Source organism: Vibrio sp. 10N.286.45.E10 (genome assembly GCF_002874195.2).
GTDB classification, from domain to species: Bacteria; Pseudomonadota; Gammaproteobacteria; order Enterobacterales; family Vibrionaceae; genus Vibrio; species Vibrio crassostreae.
Map to the genome: position 1 here is coordinate 780,224 of NZ_MCWD02000001.1, position 23,066 is coordinate 803,289.

Here is a 23,066-nt window from a genome sequence, read left to right on the forward strand (position 1 = left end):
GCTAGGGTATGCTGAAAAGATATCTGTCTATTACCAAACCGGGCATCATTTTCGGCAACCTGATTTCTGTTGCGGCGGGGTTCTTCCTCGCCGCAAAAACAGAACCAGCCAGTGCGATGTTGTTACTGACAACATTAGCGGGTGTGGGACTTGTGATTGCATCAGGTTGTGTGGTCAACAACATCTTTGACCGAGATATCGACCAGAAAATGAAACGAACCCAGAACCGTGAATTGGTTCAGGGCAACATCAACACAGACGTCGCATTTATCTATGCGTTAGTCATGTTGTTGGCAGGCACGGCGTTGCTGTTTCAATTCGTTAATCCGATGTCTGCGGTGGTGGTGTTGCTTGGTTATGTGTTCTACGTTTTTTTCTACACCATGTGGTACAAGCGTAATTCAGTTTACGGCACCTTAGTGGGCAGTATTTCTGGCGCGGTTCCACCATTGGTTGGCTACCTTGGCGTGACGAACTACCTGAGCTTAGAAGCCGTTCTGCTGTTCATTATGTTCTGCTTATGGCAAATGCCACACTCGTATGCGATTGCGATGTTCCGCATTCAAGACTACCGAGATGCAGGCATTCCCGTTTTACCGGTTAAAGAGGGTGTGGATAAGGCCCACAAACATATGAAAGCGTATGTGGTCGCTTTTGGCGCGGTTGCTCTGGGGTTATTTTTACTCGGAGAGGCGGGTTATGAATACCTAGCCGTGTCGGCAGCCGTTTGCTTTATGTGGACCAAAGTGACGTTCCGTAAGGTCGACTGCCTCAACTACATTCAGTGGTCAAAGACTGTGTTTAAGGTGTCCCTGCTGGTGGTAATGAGCATCAGTGGTGTTCTTGGACTGGAGTTGATTCCACTGCCTTTTTCGTAAGGTTGGAACAAGATTAACCTATCAAGCAGTTCACACCAATAATATAAATACCCCGACGAGCGGGGTATTTTTGTTTATCTTCTATCCAACTCTTACGCGTAACTTGTTTACCAAGCCCCTAAGTATGACTTGTAAGATTGTAGGCGAACGGTTGCTGCGCCAATCACATCAATGAAGCCCCAGAATGGGTGTGGCTTCTCAGCCGAGATCCAAGCCGCGCCAGTTGAACCAATCGGGATGTTGTAACCTTCTGGTTCGATGATCTCAAGTACGATAGTACGACCTAAACCATTGCCGTTTCTTACTACGTGTTGACCGACACTTTGTGGCCCCTGAAGTGGAGAAATACTCGACTCACCGGTACCTGCATTAAAGCTGTGTACTTTTGCCCGGAACACGTGACCTGGATAAGCGTCTACGAAGAACTCAGCAAAGTCACCCACTTGAACATAGCCGTATGTTTGGTCAGAGATGCGCATCTCTAAGAACTTTTTGCTGGTGTTGTAAAGGTGCATATTGCCCATTACCGAGCCTTCCGCAATGTTCACGATAGAGACTTGGCCATCAAATTCAGCTCGAATGGTTTTCTTCTCTTGTGCCCAGTTAACTTTCTGCAAGTCGGCTTTTAATGACACAAGTTCAGCGTGCAGCACTCGAAGATCGGAGTCGTATTTTTCCACGTCACGCATATTGAAGATTTCAGGTGACGTTTCAGCGCGCTCTAAGTCGCGATTCATTTGCTTGATCTCTTCTTCTTTCTGAACAATTGAAGATTCGATCTTTGCTTTGTCTGCGGCAGAATCAATGTCGACGAGTGTGTAAATTACGTCGCCTTCTTTAACCATTTGGTTGTGTTCAACAAGCACTTGGTCGATCTGCTGACCAAAGATAGGTGACATCACCGCGTGTGGTGCTTTAACTGTGGTTGAGTTGGTTAAATCAACGGGTGCCCACAAGCGAGAGATAACTGCTAATACCGCAAGAATCGTTACACCGCCAATGGCAGCCCATGTGTAGTTTTTGAAATTCTTCTTAAGTGCGCCTGTCGCAAACAGTGACCATACAATTAGGATGTATGGAATCATCATCTCTTTCATTATGCGACCTCTTTATTTGTTGGAGTCTTTTCTTTTGAAGGCTGAGCTTCTGAAGACTGTTCTACTGGAGATTGTTTCGTTTGAGACGGCTCTGTTACCGATTCTTCAGGTGATACGTGGACTACGGCGGCCTCTGTACTTGTCGCATCTTGTTTAGGCTGTACACCACGGCGAATTACATCACTCAGTGATTGGCCAATATGTTTCCAGTTCGCCAATGCGATAACCAAGGCGATCACCCAGAATGTTTTGCTGATGAAGAGTCCGCAAAGTGATAGTGCAAACACGATCTGAACGTGAGCGCTCTTATGCTCTTTTGCTTTATGCACACCTAGTTCATGCAACTGCCACATGCCGTAAACACCGGCTAATACCACAGCAATGGTCACTGAGAACAAGTAGCCAGAGAAGTACTCCATCTGGAAGAAGTTCATCATCATTTCATTGGGATGATTGTTGAATTGAGACATGTCGATGTCTTTAGAATGGATTGTGCCTAACGGTGCAAGAGCCCATGCACCAGCAAACATCACCGCCATAAACAGGCAGAATTTAATCAAGACCATTACAATGGCCCAGATTTTCTGGAAAACGAGTTTTATAAAGTTCATATCTCAACCTACATCAATAAGAAGAGAGAATTTGCAGCCTAGAAGTGACCTTTAATGACATCTTAAAAAGTAGATGTCTATTATGTGGGTAGATTGGTACGCATAATAAACAAAAGTAATAGATGCTATTTAAAGTGATACTACTCAGTCCAGACAACCGATTCTCGGTATCAAGAAGCGAATATGCTCCCTTACAAATCAATCTTATTATTTGTCAGTAGACGCAAACAGAATGGTAATTAGACTATCGACTTAACCTTCGTAGCGACTGTCTTTATTATGGGCTGCGCCTCGACCATAGAGGGCTGTTTCATGATAATTGACATGCCACAGTAAACATTTGTCATTTTTCTGTTTGGGCTAATAATTGATTTGCTGGCAGGATAATAGGAAGAGTTTTGAGCAGTATCTACCCAGTATACCGATTTAATAATATCGTAATTACGATGAATTGGCATGGCGCAAAATCGGCAAGTTGAATTATTTGCTAGTGCTCAAATTCGGCTTTAAAACATTGTTAATTAAATTGGCTTGGATCAATGAAATGACTAATAAAAGCATCAATAAGAGAGTTGATAGAATTTATCTTTTTACACGCTTTTTACAATAAAAGGAGTAATAGAAACGAATGATGGATGACATATAAATGATAATAGGTTTTTGAACACTGGAAAAATGCGTTTCTGTTTACGGTTGAGTGCTGAATTTGAAATATTGTAGCTTTAATTCCTCAAATGTATATCTCAACGACGCTGAACACAGTGTCATGATAAACGAGACAATCGTGTCTTTTTTGTTACTTGATAGTCGTTGAACGATGAGGTCCTTCATCCTAAAACGAGCGGCATGACGAGATGTCGCCTCAATTTTCGACGTTAAACGAGGGATTCTTATTTCATTCTATCGTTTTTACGATAGCATGGTGCTCATGGTCGCCTAACGAGTAATGATATATGAGCAACGACATCCCCAACTTCAATCTACTTGCTGTGTTTTCTGCGGTGATGGAGCAGGGCAGTTTAAGTAAAGCTGCGGATCAACTCAGTACCAACCAATCGACCATCAGTACCGCATTAGCACGTTTAAAGAGTGATATTGGGCAGGAGCTTTTTGTCCGAAAAGGACGGGGGGTGGTGCCTACTGCATATTCTCAAAGCTTGTATGAGCAAATTAAAGCACCGATCAATGAGTTAAATGGTGTCTTTCAATCGATGACAAATTTTGATGAGCAAGTTTCTGAGCGTAAGTTTGTTATTTCTTCACCTGAACACCTTCAGTGGGTATTGCTCAATAGTTTTGCGGCTCTTCCAAATCAAAATCTCTCGCTTGAAGTCTATGATCAACCAGATAATGATGATCGTATCTATGAAAATCTTCTGACTCAAGAGTTTGATGCGATGATCGATATTTTGGTTCCTGAACATCCTAGCATCGCTAGCGAAACCTTGTATCAGGGCGATTTTGCCATTGTGTGTCGTGAGGGGCATCCACGAATTCAAGGTGAAATCAATGAAGCTCAGTTTATGACCGAAAAACATGCTGTTTTAGATCGAACTCGCCGTAAAGTTCGCAGTTTGAATCACTACACATCTTTAGATCTGTCCCAGCGTAAAATCGTATTTCATGGGCGTTCGCTGTTCAGTAATATCTTGCTGTGTAGCCAATCCGATTACATCACTGTAGTGCCTTTATCCATGGCCGTGCAGTTTCAAGAAAAGTTAAGTTTACAGCTGTTCAAGCCACCTTTTGAATATCAGCCGATGTCTCATTACCTGATTTGGTTGAAGAAGCAGAACAGCGACCCCGCTCATAAATGGTTTCGAGAGCAAGTGATTAATACATCTGATACGATGTCGAAAACGCTTAAAGATAGGCGTTTGCGGTTTTAATTGAGAGTCGAAATCTAAGGGGAGCATTGGCTTCCCTTTTTTGTGTCTCTTAGTTTGTATTAGTCAATATGTTAATAACAAAAAATTATCACAATGAGAATTTATGATAATTTCATTTATTTGCTGTCAGCTCGTATATTAACCCTAACAAAGAAGTGGATAACCTCCACTCACGATTATATCGGCTCAGGTTACTGGGCTTAAAAAGGGTGAAATATGAAATTCCTACACACAATGATTCGAGTTGCTGATCTAGACAAGTCTATTGAGTTCTACACCAAGGTATTGGGAATGAAGGAACTTGAACGCCATGAAAACAAAGACTACCGCTACACATTGGTTTTTGTTGGCTATGAGCAAGGCGGCACGACTATCGAGCTAACGTACAACTGGGATACGAATGAGTACGAGATGGGCAGCGCGTTTGGTCATCTGGCATTGGGTGTAGAAGATATTTACGTGGCATGTGACAAGATAAAATCGCTGGGTGGCAACGTCACTCGCGAAGCGGGTCCAGTGAAAGGCGGTTCAACTCATATCGCGTTTATTACTGACCCAGACGGCTACCAAATCGAACTGATTCAACTAGGTTAATCGAGGAAACCATTATGACAAACGCACTATTGCAACCAATTCAACTTGGTAACATTGAGCTTAAAAACCGTATTGTTATGCCTCCGATGACGCGCTCACGTGCGACGCAACCTGGTAATTCAGCAAACGACATGATGGCGGCTTACTACGCTCAGCGCGCTTCTGCAGGTTTGATCATCGCTGAAGGCACACAAATTTCACCTATGGGCCAAGGCTATGCTTGGACTCCAGGTATCTACTCTGACGAGCAAATTGCTGGTTGGAAAAAAGTAACCGATGCAGTACATGAAAAAGGCGGCGTTATTTTCGCTCAGCTTTGGCATGTCGGTCGTGTAACACACCCAGATAACATCGGTGGTGAACAGCCAATTTCGTCTTCTGCTATCAAAGCGGAAAATGTAAAAGTCTTCATCGATAACGGCACTGATGAGCCGGGGTTTGTTGACGTGGTTGAGCCTCGTGAAATGACCAAAGAAGACATCAAAGAAGCGGTTGAGCAATATCGCCAAGCAGCCCTTAATGCAATCGAAGCAGGCTTTGATGGCATTGAGCTTCACGCAGCAAATGGCTACTTGATTAACCAATTTATTGATTCTGAAGCAAACAACCGTAGCGATGAATACGGTGGTTCAATTGAAAACCGCCTGCGTTTCTTAGGTGAAGTGGTTGAAGCGATGGTTGAAGCGATTGGTGCTGACCGTGTTGGTGTTCGTCTTGCTCCGTTTACTTCGCTAAATGGCACGGTTGACGCGACGCCAGTTGAAACTTACACAGCGGCAGCCGTGTACCTAAACCTATACAAGATCGTTTACCTGCACATCGCAGAAGTAGACTGGGATGATGCGCCGGAAACGCCAAAAGCGTTCAAAGTTGCGGTTCGTGAAGCATTCAAAGGTGTACTGATTTACGCAGGTAAATACGACAGCGAGCGTGGCGAGCAAGCAGTCGCAGAAGGCGTGACAGATATGGTTGGCTTTGGTCGTCCATTTGTAGCAAATCCAGATTTGCCAGCTCGTATTCAAAATGGTTTTCCTCTAGCTCCGCACGATCCAAATACTCTGTTTGGCGGTGCTGAAAAAGGCTTAACGGATTACCCAGAATACGCAGGCTAAAAACTGCTGCCTGAAACAGAGTATTAAGATAGTATCTTGATCCTGTTGAGAGTTTATAAAAAGCAACCTTGCAGAGCCTGGTTGCTTTTTTGTTATTGGAACGAATAAAAATGATGAACGTGAAAGCAATGCGTGGCGAGCTTTACCTCTTGTGTGCCACTTTACTGGCAGGGGTAGGATGGATTGCATCTAAGCTTGTGGTCATGGAAATGCCGGGACCTGTGTTCATTGGTGTGCGTTTTGTTGTCGCGAGCCTGATTCTACTGCCATTCTGTATTCATCATATTCGCAATCTCTCATTTAAGCAGATCCTGTCATTGTGCGGTGTCGGCTTACTCTTGTCTGCCTCACTTCAGGTGTGGGTGTTTGCGGTTTCGGTAACGGAGAGTTTATCGGAAGGGGCATTTATCATGAGCCTCGCGATGATCATTGCGCCATTCGTCTCTTGGGTTCTGTTTCGAGTAAAGCCTAATCGCGCATTTTGGATGTCATTCCCTATCGCGATCCTTGGTATGTTACTGCTTACCCTCACCAATGGTTGGCATGTTGAACAAAGTCAGATCTACTTCTTGTTGGCTTCTATGTTGCTATCCATTCACTTTGTGATGAACAAGCGTGTGATCACCAATATTAAGCCTATCGCATCAATCTGTGTGCAATTGTTTGTTGTGGGTGTGAGTGGTTTAGCCTTTGCTTCTATGACAGCTCAGCCGGAGTTCGAAATCACCAAAACCTTAGTGTTCTGGTTTATCGTATCTGCGGTGATCGCAACGTCTATTCGTTACTTGCTGCAAACGGTCGGTCAGCACTCCGTGAACATGGAAGTGGCGGCATTGATCATGATTCTTGAGCCAGTGTGGACATTGTTACTGAGTGTCAGCATGTTGGGTGAAACAGTTGAGGTACAAAAGCTGGTCGGTGGAGCGGTGATCATTGCTTCGCTGTTTTGCTATATCAAATGGTCGCGGAAAAAATAAACCCTCGTTCAGGGCGAGGGTCTTATTCAGTTTCTAAGTGGTTACTTTAGCGTGAGCTATTGATCTAGACAGCTGCGACCATTTTTTTAAGTAAACCGATCATCTGTTGCTGCTCTTTTGCATCAAGCGAGGCCATTAGCTCTTCATTCAACTTCACAGGGATGGGTATTAACACTTCTTCAAGTGCTTTACCTTTCTCTGTTAGGTAGATTCTAAAAGAGCGGCGACTGTGTGGATCTACTCTACGCTCTACCAGTTCAAGCTTTTCCAACTTATCTAATGTTCGTGTTGTCGTTGAGTTTTCTACTTTCGACTTAGCGGCAATATCACGCTGGGTAACGCCTTCTTCTTCCCATAAACACATCAAGGTTGGCCACAATGCGATGCTTAAGCCGTGTTTCTTTAGCTCAAGGTCGAAATCTTTGGTCGCTTTGTTGGCGATAACATTGATCATCCATCCAAAACTATTCTGTCTATCAAACTCTTCTGGCATTGGTTAGCCCCTAATTCTTATGACATAACAACTATTGTCATCGTAACTAATACCGATGCAATTAGCACCAACAATGCTTTTCTATTTGATGAGAAAGCCAATTGAGTGCCATTTCCGGAATGAGCGGTAGATAACGATTGATTTTGTTTGCCTGTGATCATAGCGAGCACTAAAGGCTTTGAACGCAGTTTGTAGGTCAAGATAGCCAATAAATGCAGTGCTACAAAAGCGATTAACATACGTGCGGCAATAGTATGAGCTGTGCCGAGTAGGTCAAAAACATCGTCTGTGATGATGATTTCTGAATATGGCAATGTGTCGAAGAACCCAGCTATCGCTAGGCCAGTTATGCATTGGGCGAATAAGGTTGTAATCATCCCCACAACCATCCAAGCACCTAGAGGATTATGCCCCGGCTTAGGTTGAACTCGGCCTCGTAAGTACAGCCAAGCAGATCGAGGTGAGCTCATAAACTGCGAAAAACGGCTGGTATCGCTACCAATCATTCCCCAGACCAAGCGCCAAAGAATCAAACTAAACAGTGCTAGCCCTAGATAAATGTGTGGGCCATTGCCACTAAAGCCTGATGCCGCTAGACCAATGAATAGTGTGGCTTGTAGCCAGTGGTACAGTCGAGTCGGTAGATCCCAAATTTTCATTGTTCAATTTCCTGCTTGTCACTTTTCAAAGTGAGGTTAATTTACACAACAATAGTTGCGTGTGCAACTATTGTTGTGTAAATTAAATGCATCTCATCGATTCCCGATTGAAAGATCAACAAATCAACCGACCAATGAACAGGAGTGACACTATGAAAAAACTGACTATCGCTTTACTTATCGCCGCGCCAGTAATGGCTATTGCTGCAACTGAAGCTGTGAATAATCGCCAACAGGCTTTCAGCTCAATTGAAAAACTCAATAAACAAGTGTCTTCAGAATTAGGAAACCGAAATACAGATTGGAAAAAGGTTGAGGAGTTAAGTGAAATGTTGGTGGAACATGGTGATGTCTTGAACGCGAGTTTTGCTGAAGCTGATACAGGAGGTAAGGCCAAGAAGGAGGTTTGGAGCAAGCCTGAGAAATTTAACCAACTGATGTTGCAGATGAATCAAGGCTTTGCAGAGGTTTACCAAGCGAGTGTTGAACAAGACTTGTTGAGTGCAGAGCAAGGGTTAAATTCTGCGAATAAGACGTGTAAAGGGTGTCACCGTACTTATCGTTCTCGTTGGTAACGATTCTAACAACGAGCTTTGAATATAGGTGGTAAAGTCGACCCCTTACCACCATAGTCCTATCGCGCAGCCTTCTTTTCTTTGTGCAATCAATTCGAATGCACTAGGGGCGGAAAAGTACGTGAGTGAATTAGTCGCGAACAGTGACTTTAGTAATCACAATATCTTCGCAAGGTACATCTTCATGTCCCCAACGAATGGTCGTTGGCGCGGCTGCGATCTTGTTTACCACATCCATACCTGCCGATACTTTACCAAATACAGCGTAACCCCAGCCTGCGTTGGTTGTTGAGGTGTGATCGAGGAAATCGTTGTCATCAAGGTTGATGAAGAACTGTGCCGTTGCAGAATGTGGTGCATCAGTACGAGCCATCGCTACAGAGCCAATCACGTTATTTAAGCCACGGTTTGCTTCGTTGACGATGGGTGCGCGAGTTGGTTTTTCTGTCATGTCGATAGTGTGCCCACCACCTTGAATCATGAAACCTTCAATAACACGGTGAAATGTCGTGCCTTCGTAGAAGCCATCTTGGCAGTATTTAAGGAAGTTTTTCGATGTTACTGGCGCTTTTTCAAGGTTCAGTTCAATTTCAATGTCGCCAAAGTTTGTGGTCAGAATGATCATAAAGGTCCCAATATTTGAGTGTTAATACTTTGAAGGCTACAGCACAGTGGTTAGCTTATTTGAGTGCAGTATATGAAAAATTGTGGAGGATGCCAGTTAACAATGCTTCCCAAGCGGATTTATGGGAATGGTGAGTGGCTAGGGAGACTTCATATATAAGAAAGCCAGCGATGAATCACTGGCTTTGAGATGAAAAACGGACTTAGAGCGTTAGTAGGTAATTCACTAGTTGGTTGTACTCTTCGTAGCTCTTGATTTGATCCGGTTTCACGATGTATTTGTTGTTAACCAGAACTCCAGGAACACCTGTTAGTGTGCTTTGCTCAAACTCTTTATCGAAACGTTTTTGCATCGAGTTCACTGCAAAGCTGTTGTATGCTGCATCAAACTTCTTCGCATTGATACCGTTATCAATGAAAACGTCACGCAGTTCTGCTTCATTTTTTGGTGTTTGTTGCTTCTCATGGATCTGAGCAAACATGGCAGGAACCATGCTTTCTTCAGCGTCTAGCGCAACCATGGTCGCGTAAGCCTTCGCCATTGGCGCTGCCATGTTGTTACCCATAAAAGCGACGTGCACTTTTTGGAAGCTTGCTGACTTTGGCAAGTCTGCTTTTAGGTACTTAATGACCCCTTCAAACTTGTAACAATGTGGGCAGTAGAAAGAGAAAAATTCGGTAACGACAGGCTTGTCGGCCTTTGCTACATCAAGGATTTTGTAGTGCGTGCCTTCTTCAAATTGTGCGGCGTTTACTGAAGCGCTTAAGAGTAGAGCAGCAAAGAGGCTAAATAGTTTTTTCATGTGTTAATTTCCTAAATTCGGATGTCATTTGATACAGCAAAAATGCTGTTATAACTTGGTGGCAGAGATTGCCAAACAGGGACAAACGATTAGGAAATAGGGGGGCGGTATGGCGCTTGTGGTGCAAAAATCGCTTTGTGCGAAGATTCTTTTTCTATCAGTGCCAGTGATTCAATCTGCGGTTCGAAAGATTCAGAAACGATAAGTGGTGGCATTTTCAGTAGACAGACCGATCCACAGCAGTGGTGCTCAACGTTGGATTGTACGCTGGAAAAAGGTGTTGGGGCGCTCTCTACAGAACTGATGTTAGAAGCAGAGAAAGATAAGCTATTGGCAGAAGTTGATTGAGCTTGGGGGGCTTGCAGAGCATTGCTGCTCGCGATGCTGTCCACACTAATGGTGGCCATTAGCATAGCGAAGAGCATGAAAGCGTGTACCCAAATTTTGTTAATCAACTTTGGCATCAATTCTTAGTCTTGGTATATGAACGTGTGTTGGTGCGAATAAAATTGTGCAACCGCTAACCGTAAAATAGGTAAAGTGCAAACGTTCCGATAATACACGACTTGTTTCAGCATCTCTAATCAAACCCGATGAAACTTGCCAGGGTTCTATTTTTGTTTGACCTATCAAGGTGCGCTGCATTCGTTAATTTTACCTCAATCCGTGTATTGATAATTAGGGAGCAGCTGTTGAATCGCTTTGCAATGGACTGCGGGTATCATAGAATCGAAAACGTATGCGAATTTTATTGATATCAACGGAAGAGAATAAACAATCAATGAGTAGTATTTTAGAGTGTATTCGTACAGTTGGACGAGGAGAAAGAGGGCGTAAGCCTTTATCGTTCGAACAAGCCTACCGCATCATGGATGAGTATTTAAGCGGAGAAGTCGGCGACGACCAAATGGCTATGCTACTGATGCTGATTCGTGTGCAGAATGAAACCAATGAAGAGATCGCTGGCTTTGTAAAAGCGTTTCAATCTCGAGTGCCAGATTTAGGTGCTGATATTGATTGGCCGTGTTATGCAGGTAAGCGTAACGATAACGCCAGTGGTAAACCTTGGAACTTGCTGGCAGCAAAAATCCTCGCTGACAGTGGTTATAAAGTCTTAATGCATGGCTACATGGACAAACCGAGCGGTAGGACACACGTTGAAAGCCATTTGCAAGATGTTGGTGTGCAAAGTGCAGAGAACCCTGAACATGCTAAGTCGATTCTTGAACAAGACGGCATTGCTTATTTACCGCTAGCTAACTTTGCTCCCGAAGCGCAAACCATGATCGGTTGGAAACACCGTTACGGATTAAGAACACCAATTAACACGGTAGTTCGAGCATTGAATCCCGGTGGTGGTCGTTTAGGTCTGCGTGGTAGTTTCCATCCTGGCTTCCCACAACTTCATGCGGAAGTTGAGCATGTCATTGGCAATAAATCCCACTCGGTGATTTCATTCAAAGGGATGAACGGTGAGTCGGAATATAATCCTAAAGTTAGCCAAACGGTGTGGATGAGCTCTCCTGATAAAGTCGAGTCGTTCTACTGGGAAGAGATGATGAACTTAGAACTGCCACTTCCTCGTCAATGTGTACTTGGTACGTCGACTGAAGAGATGGCGCTAATGGCGAATACCGTTGTCGACAGCATGACAGCTATTCTCTTTGCAGAAACGCACGATAAAACTGAGGCATATCAGAAAGCGGTGCGCTTGTGGCATGAGTATTGTGCGCGTTAGATGATGGTTTTTAACCAATCAGAGAAGGTCAGCGAGCGCTGGCCTTTTTTATGTTTGATTTATAGCAAAGGGCTTTTTGCTAATGCCCAAACAATAGAGCTACTTCACTCGCATCAATCGATGCATTTTGTCTTCGAACTGAATCTCAATGACTTGTGAAATTTTCATTTTCTCAACTCATTCAAGCATTACTGCTTGATAGGCTCGCTTCTTCATCCACTCTAACGGTTCTTTAAAGCCATCTTCATTAATCACAAATGACTGATCGGTAATAGAGTCTTCAAAGATATGAACCACCCAAATGCGTGATTGGAAATCCAATAACTCGCTAAAGTAGCTTTTTAACTTAGATAAGGAGTTAGAGAGATACGTTCGAGAAGACATAGTAAACCGTATTTAGACAATGAAAATCGGCAAGGGCACCGTCTGATCATTATAGCCTTTACCCGTTAGGCTTGTCAGGGCGAATTCGGCAGCCATTATGGCTAATGCTAATGCTAATGCTAATGCTAATGCTAATGCTAATGCTAATGCTAATGCTGCTGTGGCTGCCAGTTCGTGATTAACCAAACCAGTGTCGGACTCACTATTTTACGAATAGGCCGAAGTCGATCTCTTGCTCTCTTTGATACTTCACCAGCTTCACTTTTAGGTCGTGTTTTGCTGCTAAGTCAATGGCTAAGCACGACATGCGTTTTATCTCATCAACGCAGCTTGAAATAAGCGGTTTTTCTTGATTATCTACAGTGGCGATGAGTGTGTTTTCTGTGCCGTCGTTACCTGCATAAACATACGCGTACATGTTGTTGTCGTGTTGCATAAACTTCCCAAATCCGGATTTCTAATTATTAGTGCGGAGAAGATTACAGGGTTTATCTACTCAGGCTAGTTCGGCTAAGTAAGGTTAAGCAAGGGAAAGTAAGGCTTTGTAAGGGCTCTTTTTTTCCTTTTTTCTGGTGGTCTAAAACGTGCTCAAGCCTTTGTTTGTCTCGCTTTGTTGTCTTGTTAGGTTTTGCCTATCAATAAAATTGTTGAAATCCATTTAGTAAAATCAAGATTTTAGACAACAATTAACTTAACAAGATAGAAAAATATATGACGCAAAGTATTTAGGGAGAACACAATGCATTCTATTAAAGTGAAAGATTACATGACGCAGCAGGTTGTGACATTTACTCCTGATATGCCGTTAAGTCTAGCGTTAGACAAAGTGATGCGTAGCCACCACATGGGTGGACCCGTAATCAATGATAACGAACAAGTGATAGGCTTCCTTTCTGAGCAGGATTTACTCGAGAAACTTGTGAAGGTCAGTTACTTCTGCCAAGACACACACCTTGTGGGTGATTGCATGCACCAAGAAGTACTGTCGGTGTCACCTGACTTATCCATTATTGAATTGGCGGACATGATGCAGGTGGGCAAACCTAAAGCATACCCTGTAATCGATAATCGAAAACTGGTGGGTATGATCACCAGAACCGATGTTTTGAGAGCAATCGGCAAGAACTTGGAAGAATGCTTCAAACATCAGGTATAGTAGCGTGTTAAGAACGATTATTTTTCTCAATACCCTCAATTGAAAAAAGGCGCACTAGCGCCTTTTTTATGTATAGCACTTTTCTTGGTCGATCCTTTCTTTGTGGATCCCTAGCCTGTTGATTAGTTGATAGGGCTTTAGCTCTTGGGTATTCCAACTTTTGGAGGTTTCATGTCAAATCAAACGGCAAAGTTTGTTGAAGGTTCAACGATGCGCCACATATTGGTGATGTCGGGGGCTGGCTCTGTCGGTTTGATGGCGTTATTTGTGGTTGATTTACTCGACATGTTGTTTATCAGTATGCTCGGGCAGGTCGAATTGGCTGCTGCGGTAGGCTTTGCAGGTACGCTGACTTTTTTCTCTACCTCTGTTTCGATTGGTACTTCCATTGCCATGGGCGCATTAGTGTCCAAAGCCATCGGCTCAAAGAATCAAGAACACGCTCGAAACCTAAGCACCAGTATCATGTTGACTGCGTTTGTTATCAGTTCCGCCGTAACGGCAATCATGTTCGCTTATATTCCAGAGCTGCTAGCCGCGATAGGAGCCAAAGGCATTGCAGCCGAGCGTGCTCAAGCTTACCTACAGATTTTGTTGCCAAGTGGTCCATTTTTGGCGTTGGCGATGGCCGCGGGTGCGGGCTTGAGAGCGGCGGGCGATGCGAAACGTTCGATGTGGGCGACTTTGTCAGGCGGTATTGTTAACGCGATTCTCGATCCTCTGTTTATTTTTGGTTTTGGTTGGAACATCGAAGGGGCAGCTATCGCTTCGGTTGTTGCTCGCTTCTCGGTGCTGTTCTTCTCGCTTTATCCTCTGATTCGCAGCCATCAGCTGGTGGCTCCACCTTCGTTTGTGCAATGGCGCCTTAATATTCGACCAATATTGGCGATTGCGCTGCCTGCGATTATCACTAATACCGCAACGCCTATCGGTAATGCGATTGTGACGACAGGTATCGCACAATATGGTGAGGATTTTGTCGCGGGCTTTGCCGTGATCGGTCGTCTAACACCGGTTTGTTTTGCGGTTATCTTTGCCTTGTCTGGCGCCGTGGGACCAATCATTGGTCAGAACTTTGGTGCAGAACGCATGGACAGAGTTAAAGAAACACTCAACAACTCGTTGTTGGTGACGACACTCTATACCATCGCCGTTTGTATTCTGTTGTACTTCGTTCAAGGTTATGTCATTCAAGGCTTTAGCTTACAAGGTGATGCGGCCGTTATTGTTGCTGCGTTTTGTACTTATGTAGCGCTGACCTTCACCTTTAACGGCGCGCTGTTTGTTGCCAATACCTCTTTCAATAACCTAGGTAAACCTCTTTACTCGACAGCGTTGAATTTGGGCAAAGCGACGTTAGGTACTTTACCATTCGTCTATCTAGGCTCTCAGTGGTATGGCGCTTTGGGGGTTCTCTATGGTCAAGCGTTAGGGAATGTTCTGTTCGGGATTTTAGGTATTTTGGTACTTCGACATCATATTGCTGAGTTAATGCAGGGCTCTCAAGTTGATCCAGTGGAAGATGATGTGTCGATTGTCAGCTTGAACACTCAGCCATTCTGTTCACACGATGCGGTTCTTATTGATGATGTATCGGCGAACCGTGAAGAGTGTGCGGAGCTTAAATCTCAGTAAGCCATCGGCGTTTGCATAATATTTTTGTTTTCTTGAAAACTTCTTCTTGACCTTGGAGTAGCCTCCAAGGTTTATACTTTTGATGAACTTAAGGTTCTGTTGCTCGTGAGTTAGCAACAACCTCAAGGCTTTTGAGTATTAAGGAGATATATTATGTGCGCAAAACATGCAGCGTGCCGCTCAACAAAAGTGGACGTTCAACCTCAAGCGGTGGGAGCTGGTTGCTCTAGCCCTAAAATTTCCAGCATCACGGCAGCAGGTACTTCATCTGGCTGTTGTGGTTCTTCTTCTGCGGCTCCTTCATCGTCAGGGGATGATTGCTGTAGTTCGGACAGCGGAGAAGAGGACAGTCAGTCCTCAACCTTATCTCTCGACGCTCAATTTTCGAAAAGTTGGTTGGTTGCCGGAATGGACTGCCCAGCTTGTGCAAGAAAAATAGAAAACGCGATCAGCAATATTGACGGTGTTATTCAAGCGAAGGTTCTCTTTGCTACCGAAAAGCTGGTTGTGAAATTCGATAATGAAAGCCTTGCCGACACCATTGAACAGGTCTCTATTAAAACGGGTTTCCCTCTTACGGAAGCCGGTTCAAAGAAAGAAAAACAACAACCTGAGACTTTTTGGCAAGCTCATATCCAACCTAATTTACAGATTATCGCGATTGCAGCGGCAATGCTGTTTGCTGCGCTTCTGAAAAGTACCTCTCCTCAATTAAGTGAAGGCTTGTTTACGGTAACTTGTTTGCTTGGTTTATATCCGGTGGCGAAGAAAGCGGTTCAGTTGGCACGCTCAGGTACACCGTTTGCTATTGAAACCTTAATGAGTGTTGCCGCACTGGGTGCTTTGTACCTGGGTGAAACCGCGGAAGCGGCGATGGTTCTATTATTGTTCTTGATTGGTGAGCGCTTAGAAGCGTTTGCTTCATCTAGAGCAAGAAGTGGCGTTCAAGCGTTAATGGCATTGGTACCAGAAAATGCAACTAAGATTATCAACGGTGAACGTGTTGAAGTAGTAGTCAGTGAACTGGTTCCTGGTGATGTGATTGAAGTGGCTGCGGGTTCTCGTTTACCTGCTGACGGTCAATTGATTACAGACGCGGCGAGCTTTGATGAAAGTGCGTTAACCGGTGAATCTGTTCCTGTTGAACACACCGAAGGTAACAGCATTATGGCTGGTGCCGTCGTCGTGGACAAAGTGGTTCGTATAACCATCACTTCAAAACAAGGTGAAAACGCAATCGACCGTATTCTTCACTTGATTGAAGAAGCAGAGTCTCGTAAAGCACCGCTGGAACGTTTCCTTGATAAGTTCAGTCGTTGGTACACGCCATTGATGATGGTGGTGGCTTTGCTCGTTATTATCACGCCACCACTGTTGTTCGCTCAACCTTGGGAAACATGGGTATACCGTGGTCTAGCGTTATTATTGATTGCTTGTCCGTGTGCGTTAGTTATCTCGACGCCAGCAGCGATTACTTCTGGTTTAGCGGCAGCAGCGAAACGTGGTGCACTAATTAAAGGCGGTGCAGCACTGGAGCAGCTTGGTAAAATCCAAACTATCGCCTTCGATAAGACGGGCACACTGACCGAAGGTAAGCCGCAGGTTACGGATATTCAGCCTCTTTCGGGTTGGCAACAAGATGCGATGCTGCGTGTGGTTGGTGCAATTGAAGTTGGCTCTACTCACCCATTGGCGCAATCACTTGTCGCTAAAGTAAAAGATCTGAATATTGAGATTCCTGAATCACACAACAAGATCGCACTTATCGGTAGTGGTGTTGAAGGTGATGTTGATGGCGTTAAGTATCAGGTTCTGTCACCGTCTAAAATAGCGTTCGATCTTGGTGCCGATGTGGTTTCTCAGGTAGAAGCATTGGAAGGCGAGGGCAAGACGGTTGTGGTTGCTCTTGAGCTTAAAGATCAAGAAGAATCAACAGAGCAAAATACGACAGTGATTGGTCTGATTGCTTGGCAAGATACGTTACGCAGTGACGCTAAGTTTGCGATTGAACGACTCAATGATTTGGGTATTCAATCTATCATGCTGACTGGCGATAACCCGCGCAGTGCGGCTGCGATCAGCAGTAAGATTGGTATGCAATACAAGGCGAGCCTACTTCCAAGCGACAAGGTATCTTACGTTGAGGAGTTATCTCAACAGTCGCACGTTGCAATGGTTGGTGATGGCATCAATGATGCGCCAGCAATGAAAACGGCGAATGTCGGCATCGCAATGGGCGGAGGGACTGATGTTGCCTTGGAAACGGCGGATTCAGCACTAACTCATAACCGCTTAACAGAATTACCAGCGATGATTGAGCTATCGCAAGCAACTATGAACAACATCCGTCAAAATGTTGCGTTAGCGCTCGGTTTGAAAGGTGTATTCTTGGTGACGAGCTTATTAGGTATTACTGGCTTATGGGTTGCAGTGTTAGCGGATAGTGGTGCGACAGCTTTGGTGACATTGAACGCATTGCGTCTGCTTCGATTCAAGTCTAAGGCGGATTAAGTTCAGATCTCTGACATAGATTATGTCTTATTCAAAGCGACGAATATAGAAAGCGTCTAATCTAAAAAGCGCCTTTAGCGGTAATACGTTAAAGGCGCTTTTTGTCTCATTACTATGCAACATAGGTATACGGATTGCTTATTTTTGTGATGCCAATCGGTTTTTTGTGAAACTTGAATTCTTGTTGCGATCATTCGTGTGACATGTGTCACTTCATTTTGTAATAAGCTTGGTTAGAGTGTGTTCGTACCCCACGAATTTACTATGAGCTTAAATAAGGGTAAAAAGCCCAATAAGCCAAAAGGAGCGAACTATGTCTCAAGCTGTTTTCCACTTAGGTGTTACTGAAGCAGATCTTAACGGTGCTACTCTGGCGATCATCCCTGGTGATCCTGCTCGTGTGCAAAAAATTGCGGAAGAGATGGAGAATCCAGTATTCCTTGCTAGTCACCGTGAATACACGCTTTACCGCGCAGAGCTAGACGGCAAGCCAGTTGTTGTATGTTCAACAGGTATCGGTGGCCCATCTACTTCTATCGCTGTAGAAGAGCTTGCTCAACTTGGTGTTCGTACTTTCCTACGTGTTGGTACTACTGGTGCTATCCAACCTCACGTAAACGTGGGTGACATGATTGTTTCTACAGGTTCTGTTCGCCTAGACGGCGCTAGCCTGCACTTTGCTCCAATGGAATTCCCAGCAGTTGCTGACTTCGAAGTGGCAACAGCGATGAAAGCAGCGGTTGAAGAATCAGGCGCAGCAGTTCACATGGGCGTAACGGCTTCAAGTGACACTTTCTACCCAGGTCAAGAGCGTTACGATACGTTCTCTGGTCGTGTTGTTAAGCGTTTCCAAGGTTCTATGCAAGAATGGCAAGACATGGGCGTTCTAAACTTCGAGATGGAATCTGCAACGCTGCTAACTATGTGTGCAAGTTCTGGTCTGAAAGCAGGTTGTGTTGCTGGTGTAATCATCAACCGTACTCAAAAAGAGACGCCTGATCACGAAACGCTAAAAGTAACAGAAGCGCGTTCAATCAAAGTGGTTGTAGAAGCTGCTCGTAAAATGCTTTAAGTCTGTTTCCAAGATTTAAAAATGGCCGCATCAAATGATGCGGCCATTTTTTATGGGGCAAAGAAATTAGAGACATAGATAGTTGAAAGATGAAAATAGAGCTAAACAGATAAATGGCTAGAGAACAAAAAAGGCGAGTGACCTAATCGTCATTCGCCTTTTTAACAATCTGCTTAAGAGCATTTAGCTCTCATGAGTTTATTTGTTTTTAGTACTCTAGATCTTCACTACCACCCGCAGCCGTAAACCATGCCGTTAGGTGTGTTTTAAGATCTTTCAATTCGTCAGGGCCAATCAATGCAAGGCCAAGATCTTCTGCTCGTGTGATGTCGTTATGGCGAAGAGGGCGGAAGCTCACTAACATTGCACGTGCTTGTAGGCCACCCAATAGGTCTCTAAGCGATTCCAGTTTGTACAAGGTGTCATCACCATCGTCACGCATACCTTTGGTCTTACATTCGATGATGTGCAGCTTATTGTTCACCACTGAGGCAACATCAAGCTCGTTACGAACTTCTCGTTCACCCAGTTGACGGTATACCTGAACATTCAAAGAACGATCTTGAATGGTCGGCATGTCATCTTGGATTTGTTTCACTGTGCTGTGAACCAGAGTCTCCAGCCATTCACCGTTTGAGAAGCGGCGTGCGTCTTCATTAGCAAAAGTTAAAATACCATTGTCGTAAGTCGCAATCTTCGCTTCAACTAAATCGCTCAACAGCATGTTCAGTTCACGGTAACCTTGTTGCTTCTCAGAGAGACCAACATCAAGCTTCTGTTCTTTACGGCAGGTCGTTGCAAGGTAGTTTAATGTCGCAAGGCCTGGGCCCAATTCTAGCGCGTTACTTGCCCAACGTTCACCCAGTTCATAAAGTTTCTGATCAAGTTGCGGAGATAGCTGAACATCGCTGAACTCGCCACGAGCCCCAAATACCGTTAGGTAGTCGTCGATAGTAATGCGGTCTTGAACTTGTGCGTCTTCTTTTCCGTTCGGGTACAACCAGCACAGCTTGTCACTGTTTGGTTCAACCACGAAGATTGGCCAGTGGTAGGTACGGAATACTTCATACACCGAAAGTAGGCGGTGACGGAGGCCACAACTAGCGTTGAGCTTCACTTCTTGACCGCGAGCTTTGAGGTCTTCGGCAAGAGTTTGGATAGATTCTTTGATTACAGATGTGTTTACGATGGTCGGAATTTCGAAAAACTCACTGGTAATGTCGCGCTTATGTAAAACGCTGTCTAAACGTTTGTACATACTGACTTGATTCTTGTCGCCGATAAACACGATGTGAGTGCTGACCGTTCGGTTATCAAGTAAAGGGGTGAGCAAGCGAATAGGGTCTTGATCGATAATGCCAACATGAACAGCCATATAAATTCCTTAATAGCGGCTCGCTCATAAAGGTGAAAGAAAAAACGGGAAGCAGCAAGCCTTAATAATCATATAATGACAAAGCTCATAAAAAACAAGGGCAACCCTTGATAAAAGTTGCCCTAGCTCAATTAGTTACCACTATTGGGTATGAAGTCTCAACAATCTCACTAAATATCTATCAATTCTTCATTTATCTATAGTTTGAATTGATGTACTAAATCACCTTGCTGATTTGCCAGAATCGTTAGGTTTTGGCTGGCTTCTGCAATTGATGACATCGCTTGGTAACTCTTATCTGCGATGTGGTTGATGTCTTCGATATTACGCGCGATATCGCCAGACGTTTCACTCTGCTCTGCGGCTGCTTGAGAGATATGTGTGCTCATGTGGCTAATCTCTAGAATCAAGGCTTGGATCTCTTCCATCGCACTGTTTGCACTTGAAGCTTGTTGGACTGACATGTCCATGTCGCTCATACAACTTTCAATCACGTTACTTGCTGTTTTCGAGCTTGATTGCAGGTTGCTGATCATGGTTTCGATTTCTGACGTTGATTGAGTGGTCTTTTGCGCTAGCACTCGTACTTCATCGGCAACAACTGCAAAACCACGACCTTGCTCGCCAGCACGCGCTGCTTCGATTGCCGCATTCAGTGCAAGTAGGTTGGTCTGTTCAGCAATGCCACGAATAACGTCAAGGATTGAACCAATCTGACTACTCATTTGTTGCAACTCACCTACAGCACCTACAGATTCGGTCAAGCGAACCTCAAGCTGATTGATAGTGCTAATGTTGGTGTTCATGATCTGACGACCAGACTCAGAAGCCGATTCTACTTGTTGAACCATGGTGAGTGAGCTTTGCGCGCTGTTTGCCACTTCTTGTACAGAATGAGACATCTCTGTCATTGCGGTCGCGACAGTTGCCGTTTGTTCACGTTGGCTGTTCAGCTGAGCTTGCGTTTCAGAAGAAGTCTTTTGGTTTACGCTTGCTGTCTTGGTTAAGTCATCTGAAGCATCATTCAGCTTCACAAGGATATTGTGCAAGTTGTCCGCCAAGGTGTTGATGTGGCGACTCACACGGCTGAATTCGTTGTCGTAGCGAATATCGATACGTTGAGTCATATCGCCTTGAGTCAGGCCTTCTAATGTTCCGAGAATGCGAGTTAATGGCTCTCTTACGCTATGTGCTATGTGGTAACCAATCGCTGCAGCGAATACGGTCACAATGATGCCAATTGCGATCGCATTGAATAGGCCTTTGTCGTAGATGCTGCTTGCGTCAGCTAACGACGAGTTCAGTTGCTCTTCAGCGGTCACGTTGAATGAATCTAGCACTGCCATTGCTTGGTCTACTTCTACGGCTAGGTTTGCAATGTTGATATACAGAGCTTCTTTCGCTTTCAAGTAGTTGTTGTGTTTGTCCAAGACACCGCCTTTCTGACCAACATCTTTGGTGAACTTTTGAACTGATTCATCAAAGACATTTTTAAGTGCTGGTAGTTGTGTTGATAGGCCACGATAAGCGTAGTTAAGGTGAGTAACGGCCTTTTTATTTTGGTTAACGGCTTTTTGAACGAAGGCTACATCAGAGCTAGCAAGTGCATCAGAGGTAATGACTTCTGCGTCTTGCAGTTTAATGAAGTAGCTTTTTGCCATTACTTTTACAGAGATGCTTTTTTGGTCGGCCACGTACTCTTTCATGCCAACGGTTAATTCTGAATGTAAGCGTTGGAAATCGCGAGACGCTTTTTGTACTTGTTCTTGTGCTTCAAACATAGCGACGTAGTTGTTCATCGCTTCGTCTGCTTCGGCGAAGTAGCGCTCTTCCATCGCTCTTAATTGGGCGATACGTTCGGTGAGCGAAACATTGTTTTGGCTTGCTGCTTCTAAGTTACCTAGCACTTCAGAAAACGAGTTTTGTGATGCAGCAAACTCTGTACGCATTGCAGACATGCGTTCAGCGTTTTGTGTGGTTAAGAAATCTTTGAATGACTTATCAGCAGAGAGCAATTGAACACTTGTTTGATTTGAAAGCGCGACAAGTGGTAATGAGGTTTCTGAGACACTCTCAAAATTGCTGTGTATCTGATTCATGCTGTTCATCATGATGGTTATCGTGACTGCGAACATGATGATGATCAGTGCGAAACCAGCGTACATACGCTTGATCACAGATCCCTTCATGGCTTTCTCCCTAAATAAAAATGCTGACCTAATGTCAGGTCAAAGTAAAACTAACAAAATTATCAGCATTCTATTGAGCTCCGCTTGCGCATTTTATGACGCACACGTCAAAAATAACCCTCAGTTATAACCAACATGCCATTCTTGAGAGCTAAGGCTCGTTTTCTTTGATTTGAACGGTGTTTTTTATTATGCTTTAAAGCAGATTTATTGTGGTTTGATGCGGCATAGCGCATACTCAAAGCATTAAAAAATAAATGTTTTATCGGAGAGAAACATGGCTGAAGAAACCATTTTTAGTAAGATCATCAATAAAGAAATCCCTGCAGATCTACTATACCAAGACGATTTAGTAACCGCATTTCGTGATATTAACCCTCGCGCGCCAAGCCATATCCTAATAATCCCTAACAAGTTGATTCCAACAACTAACGATGTTGAAGTCGAAGATGAAGCGATGATGGGCCGCATGTTTACCGTTGCTCGGAAGTTAGCAAAAGAAGAAGGCATCGCAGAAGATGGCTATCGTCTTATCGTGAACTGCAACTCTCACGGTGGCCAAGAGGTTTATCATATTCACATGCACTTGGTTGGTGGCCGTCCACTTGGTCCGCTATTAATGAGCTAATAAAAAGTTAATGAGCTAATGAAAAGCTAACGAGTTACTGAAAGTTAATGAGCTAGTTTAAACGAG

General features: G+C 44.2%; 22 protein-coding genes and 1 pseudogene. 12 read left to right on the forward strand and 11 right to left on the reverse strand.

The window, feature by feature from the left end; all coding sequences use genetic code 11:
* Positions 1–8: 8 nt before the first annotated feature.
* Positions 9–878: a heme o synthase gene (cyoE, locus tag BCU34_RS03440; protein ID WP_048669035.1), complete on the forward strand. Its 870-nt coding sequence runs from the start codon at positions 9–11 to the stop codon at positions 876–878.
* 107 nt (positions 879–985) lie between these two features.
* Here the strand turns inward: cyoE and BCU34_RS03445 are convergent, their stop codons facing one another.
* Both BCU34_RS03445 and BCU34_RS03450 read right to left on the reverse strand, forming a co-directional pair.
* Entirely contained in the window at positions 986–1,975 is a 990-nt protein-coding gene (locus BCU34_RS03445) for an efflux RND transporter periplasmic adaptor subunit (protein WP_012604427.1), read from the reverse strand.
* Complete coding sequence (locus tag BCU34_RS03450; protein WP_102480741.1) at positions 1,975–2,586, reverse strand: magnesium transporter; 612 nt, start codon at positions 2,584–2,586, stop codon at positions 1,975–1,977. Before BCU34_RS03450 ends, BCU34_RS03445 begins: the two co-directional genes overlap by 1 nt.
* A 953-nt stretch (positions 2,587–3,539) precedes the next feature.
* Here BCU34_RS03450 and BCU34_RS03455 point away from each other — a divergent pair.
* The 4 genes from BCU34_RS03455 to BCU34_RS03470 all read left to right on the forward strand — a co-directional run bounded on the left by BCU34_RS03455 (position 3,540) and on the right by BCU34_RS03470 (position 7,158).
* Positions 3,540–4,475: a LysR family transcriptional regulator gene (locus BCU34_RS03455; protein ID WP_102480740.1), complete on the forward strand. Its 936-nt coding sequence runs from the start codon at positions 3,540–3,542 to the stop codon at positions 4,473–4,475.
* A 216-nt stretch (positions 4,476–4,691) separates the two neighbouring features.
* The gene (gene gloA, locus BCU34_RS03460; protein WP_102479107.1) at positions 4,692–5,069 is read left to right on the forward strand and encodes a lactoylglutathione lyase; all 378 of its coding nucleotides are present in this window, start codon (positions 4,692–4,694) and stop codon (positions 5,067–5,069) included.
* A 14-nt stretch (positions 5,070–5,083) separates the two neighbouring features.
* Positions 5,084–6,181 (forward strand): alkene reductase, encoded by a 1,098-nt coding sequence (locus tag BCU34_RS03465; protein WP_102479108.1) that lies wholly within the window; start codon positions 5,084–5,086, stop codon positions 6,179–6,181.
* A gap of 110 nt (positions 6,182–6,291) precedes the next feature.
* On the forward strand, positions 6,292–7,158 hold the full coding sequence (locus tag BCU34_RS03470; RefSeq protein ID WP_057621756.1) for a DMT family transporter: 867 nt from the start codon (positions 6,292–6,294) through the stop codon (positions 7,156–7,158).
* Positions 7,159–7,222: 64 nt separating this feature from the next.
* Here BCU34_RS03470 and BCU34_RS03475 read toward each other — a convergent pair whose 3' ends face one another.
* Positions 7,223–7,651, reverse strand: a complete 429-nt coding sequence (locus BCU34_RS03475; protein ID WP_048658261.1) for a MarR family winged helix-turn-helix transcriptional regulator — start codon at positions 7,649–7,651, stop codon at positions 7,223–7,225.
* A gap of 17 nt (positions 7,652–7,668) precedes the next feature.
* Positions 7,669–8,310, reverse strand: coding sequence for a cytochrome b/b6 domain-containing protein (locus tag BCU34_RS03480; RefSeq protein ID WP_048658262.1), 642 nt, complete (start codon positions 8,308–8,310; stop codon positions 7,669–7,671).
* A gap of 152 nt (positions 8,311–8,462) precedes the next feature.
* Between BCU34_RS03480 and BCU34_RS03485 the strand changes: the two genes are divergently transcribed.
* Positions 8,463–8,885: a c-type cytochrome gene (locus BCU34_RS03485; protein ID WP_102479109.1), complete on the forward strand. Its 423-nt coding sequence runs from the start codon at positions 8,463–8,465 to the stop codon at positions 8,883–8,885.
* A gap of 130 nt (positions 8,886–9,015) precedes the next feature.
* On the opposite strand, the gene BCU34_RS03490 is transcribed toward BCU34_RS03485, so the two are convergent.
* From BCU34_RS03490 to BCU34_RS03500, 3 genes are all read right to left on the reverse strand, one after another.
* Positions 9,016–9,510, reverse strand: coding sequence for a peptidylprolyl isomerase (locus BCU34_RS03490; RefSeq protein ID WP_102479110.1), 495 nt, complete (start codon positions 9,508–9,510; stop codon positions 9,016–9,018).
* Positions 9,511–9,712: 202 nt separating this feature from the next.
* Complete coding sequence (locus BCU34_RS03495; protein ID WP_102479111.1) at positions 9,713–10,312, reverse strand: thiol:disulfide interchange protein DsbA/DsbL; 600 nt, start codon at positions 10,310–10,312, stop codon at positions 9,713–9,715.
* 89 nt (positions 10,313–10,401) lie between these two features.
* The gene (locus tag BCU34_RS03500; RefSeq protein WP_102432614.1) at positions 10,402–10,776 is read right to left on the reverse strand and encodes a hypothetical protein; all 375 of its coding nucleotides are present in this window, start codon (positions 10,774–10,776) and stop codon (positions 10,402–10,404) included.
* 287 nt (positions 10,777–11,063) lie between these two features.
* Here BCU34_RS03500 and BCU34_RS03505 point away from each other — a divergent pair, with 287 nt between their 5' ends.
* Positions 11,064–12,050, forward strand: a complete 987-nt coding sequence (locus BCU34_RS03505; RefSeq protein WP_258186864.1) for a glycosyl transferase family protein — start codon at positions 11,064–11,066, stop codon at positions 12,048–12,050.
* 99 nt (positions 12,051–12,149) lie between these two features.
* Here the strand turns inward: BCU34_RS03505 and BCU34_RS03510 are convergent.
* Together BCU34_RS03510 and BCU34_RS03515 are read right to left on the reverse strand one after the other, a co-directional pair.
* A pseudogene (locus BCU34_RS03510) lies at positions 12,150–12,434 on the reverse strand (hypothetical protein).
* A gap of 202 nt (positions 12,435–12,636) precedes the next feature.
* Positions 12,637–12,870 (reverse strand): hypothetical protein, encoded by a 234-nt coding sequence (locus tag BCU34_RS03515; RefSeq protein ID WP_102479112.1) that lies wholly within the window; start codon positions 12,868–12,870, stop codon positions 12,637–12,639.
* 303 nt (positions 12,871–13,173) lie between these two features.
* On the opposite strand from BCU34_RS03515, the gene BCU34_RS03520 reads away from it, so the two are divergent.
* The 4 genes from BCU34_RS03520 to udp all read left to right on the forward strand — a co-directional run bounded on the left by BCU34_RS03520 (position 13,174) and on the right by udp (position 18,808).
* Entirely contained in the window at positions 13,174–13,590 is a 417-nt protein-coding gene (locus tag BCU34_RS03520) for a CBS domain-containing protein (RefSeq protein ID WP_102479113.1), read from the forward strand.
* Positions 13,591–13,761: 171 nt separating this feature from the next.
* A complete protein-coding gene (locus BCU34_RS03525; RefSeq protein ID WP_102479114.1) occupies positions 13,762–15,225 on the forward strand; it encodes an MATE family efflux transporter in 1,464 nt (487 codons plus the stop codon).
* 153 nt (positions 15,226–15,378) lie between these two features.
* Positions 15,379–17,736: a zinc/cadmium/mercury/lead-transporting ATPase gene (locus BCU34_RS03530; protein WP_102479115.1), complete on the forward strand. Its 2,358-nt coding sequence runs from the start codon at positions 15,379–15,381 to the stop codon at positions 17,734–17,736.
* Between the two features lie 313 nt (positions 17,737–18,049).
* Complete coding sequence (udp, locus tag BCU34_RS03535; protein ID WP_102479116.1) at positions 18,050–18,808, forward strand: uridine phosphorylase; 759 nt, start codon at positions 18,050–18,052, stop codon at positions 18,806–18,808.
* A 208-nt stretch (positions 18,809–19,016) separates the two neighbouring features.
* Here the strand turns inward: udp and BCU34_RS03540 are convergent, their stop codons facing one another.
* Together BCU34_RS03540 and BCU34_RS03545 are read right to left on the reverse strand one after the other, a co-directional pair.
* The gene (locus BCU34_RS03540) at positions 19,017–20,183 is read right to left on the reverse strand and encodes a DUF1887 family protein (protein ID WP_017065293.1); all 1,167 of its coding nucleotides are present in this window, start codon (positions 20,181–20,183) and stop codon (positions 19,017–19,019) included.
* A gap of 197 nt (positions 20,184–20,380) precedes the next feature.
* Positions 20,381–22,372 (reverse strand): methyl-accepting chemotaxis protein, encoded by a 1,992-nt coding sequence (locus BCU34_RS03545; RefSeq protein ID WP_048658275.1) that lies wholly within the window; start codon positions 22,370–22,372, stop codon positions 20,381–20,383.
* Between the two features lie 277 nt (positions 22,373–22,649).
* Between BCU34_RS03545 and hinT the strand changes: the two genes are divergently transcribed.
* Positions 22,650–23,000 carry a purine nucleoside phosphoramidase gene (gene hinT, locus BCU34_RS03550; RefSeq protein WP_004736268.1) on the forward strand — a complete coding sequence of 117 codons (351 nt, stop codon included), beginning with the start codon at positions 22,650–22,652 and terminating at the stop codon, positions 22,998–23,000.
* The last annotated feature ends 66 nt before the right edge of the window (positions 23,001–23,066 follow it).

Bases quoted from the DNA above. Each gene is read 5' to 3' on its own strand.
- BCU34_RS03540 (WP_017065293.1), bottom strand. From the start codon at position 20,183: ATGGCTGTTCATGTTGGCATTATCGATCAAGACCCTATTCGCTTGCTC.
- BCU34_RS03465 (WP_102479108.1), top strand. From the start codon at position 5,084: ATGACAAACGCACTATTGCAACCAATTCAACTTGGTAACATTGAGCTT.
- BCU34_RS03530 (WP_102479115.1), top strand. From the start codon at position 15,379: ATGTGCGCAAAACATGCAGCGTGCCGCTCAACAAAAGTGGACGTTCAA.
- BCU34_RS03445 (WP_012604427.1), bottom strand. From the start codon at position 1,975: ATGAAAGAGATGATGATTCCATACATCCTAATTGTATGGTCACTGTTT.
- BCU34_RS03515 (WP_102479112.1), bottom strand. From the start codon at position 12,870: ATGCAACACGACAACAACATGTACGCGTATGTTTATGCAGGTAACGAC.
- hinT (WP_004736268.1), top strand. From the start codon at position 22,650: ATGGCTGAAGAAACCATTTTTAGTAAGATCATCAATAAAGAAATCCCT.
- gloA (WP_102479107.1), top strand. From the start codon at position 4,692: ATGAAATTCCTACACACAATGATTCGAGTTGCTGATCTAGACAAGTCT.
- BCU34_RS03500 (WP_102432614.1), bottom strand. From the start codon at position 10,776: ATGCCAAAGTTGATTAACAAAATTTGGGTACACGCTTTCATGCTCTTC.
- BCU34_RS03525 (WP_102479114.1), top strand. From the start codon at position 13,762: ATGTCAAATCAAACGGCAAAGTTTGTTGAAGGTTCAACGATGCGCCAC.
- cyoE (WP_048669035.1), top strand. From the start codon at position 9: ATGCTGAAAAGATATCTGTCTATTACCAAACCGGGCATCATTTTCGGC.
- BCU34_RS03495 (WP_102479111.1), bottom strand. From the start codon at position 10,312: ATGAAAAAACTATTTAGCCTCTTTGCTGCTCTACTCTTAAGCGCTTCA.
- BCU34_RS03485 (WP_102479109.1), top strand. From the start codon at position 8,463: ATGAAAAAACTGACTATCGCTTTACTTATCGCCGCGCCAGTAATGGCT.
- BCU34_RS03455 (WP_102480740.1), top strand. From the start codon at position 3,540: ATGAGCAACGACATCCCCAACTTCAATCTACTTGCTGTGTTTTCTGCG.
- BCU34_RS03475 (WP_048658261.1), bottom strand. From the start codon at position 7,651: ATGCCAGAAGAGTTTGATAGACAGAATAGTTTTGGATGGATGATCAAT.
- BCU34_RS03490 (WP_102479110.1), bottom strand. From the start codon at position 9,510: ATGATCATTCTGACCACAAACTTTGGCGACATTGAAATTGAACTGAAC.
- BCU34_RS03545 (WP_048658275.1), bottom strand. From the start codon at position 22,372: ATGAAGGGATCTGTGATCAAGCGTATGTACGCTGGTTTCGCACTGATC.
- BCU34_RS03480 (WP_048658262.1), bottom strand. From the start codon at position 8,310: ATGAAAATTTGGGATCTACCGACTCGACTGTACCACTGGCTACAAGCC.
- BCU34_RS03450 (WP_102480741.1), bottom strand. From the start codon at position 2,586: ATGAACTTTATAAAACTCGTTTTCCAGAAAATCTGGGCCATTGTAATG.
- BCU34_RS03520 (WP_102479113.1), top strand. From the start codon at position 13,174: ATGCATTCTATTAAAGTGAAAGATTACATGACGCAGCAGGTTGTGACA.
- BCU34_RS03470 (WP_057621756.1), top strand. From the start codon at position 6,292: ATGATGAACGTGAAAGCAATGCGTGGCGAGCTTTACCTCTTGTGTGCC.
- udp (WP_102479116.1), top strand. From the start codon at position 18,050: ATGTCTCAAGCTGTTTTCCACTTAGGTGTTACTGAAGCAGATCTTAAC.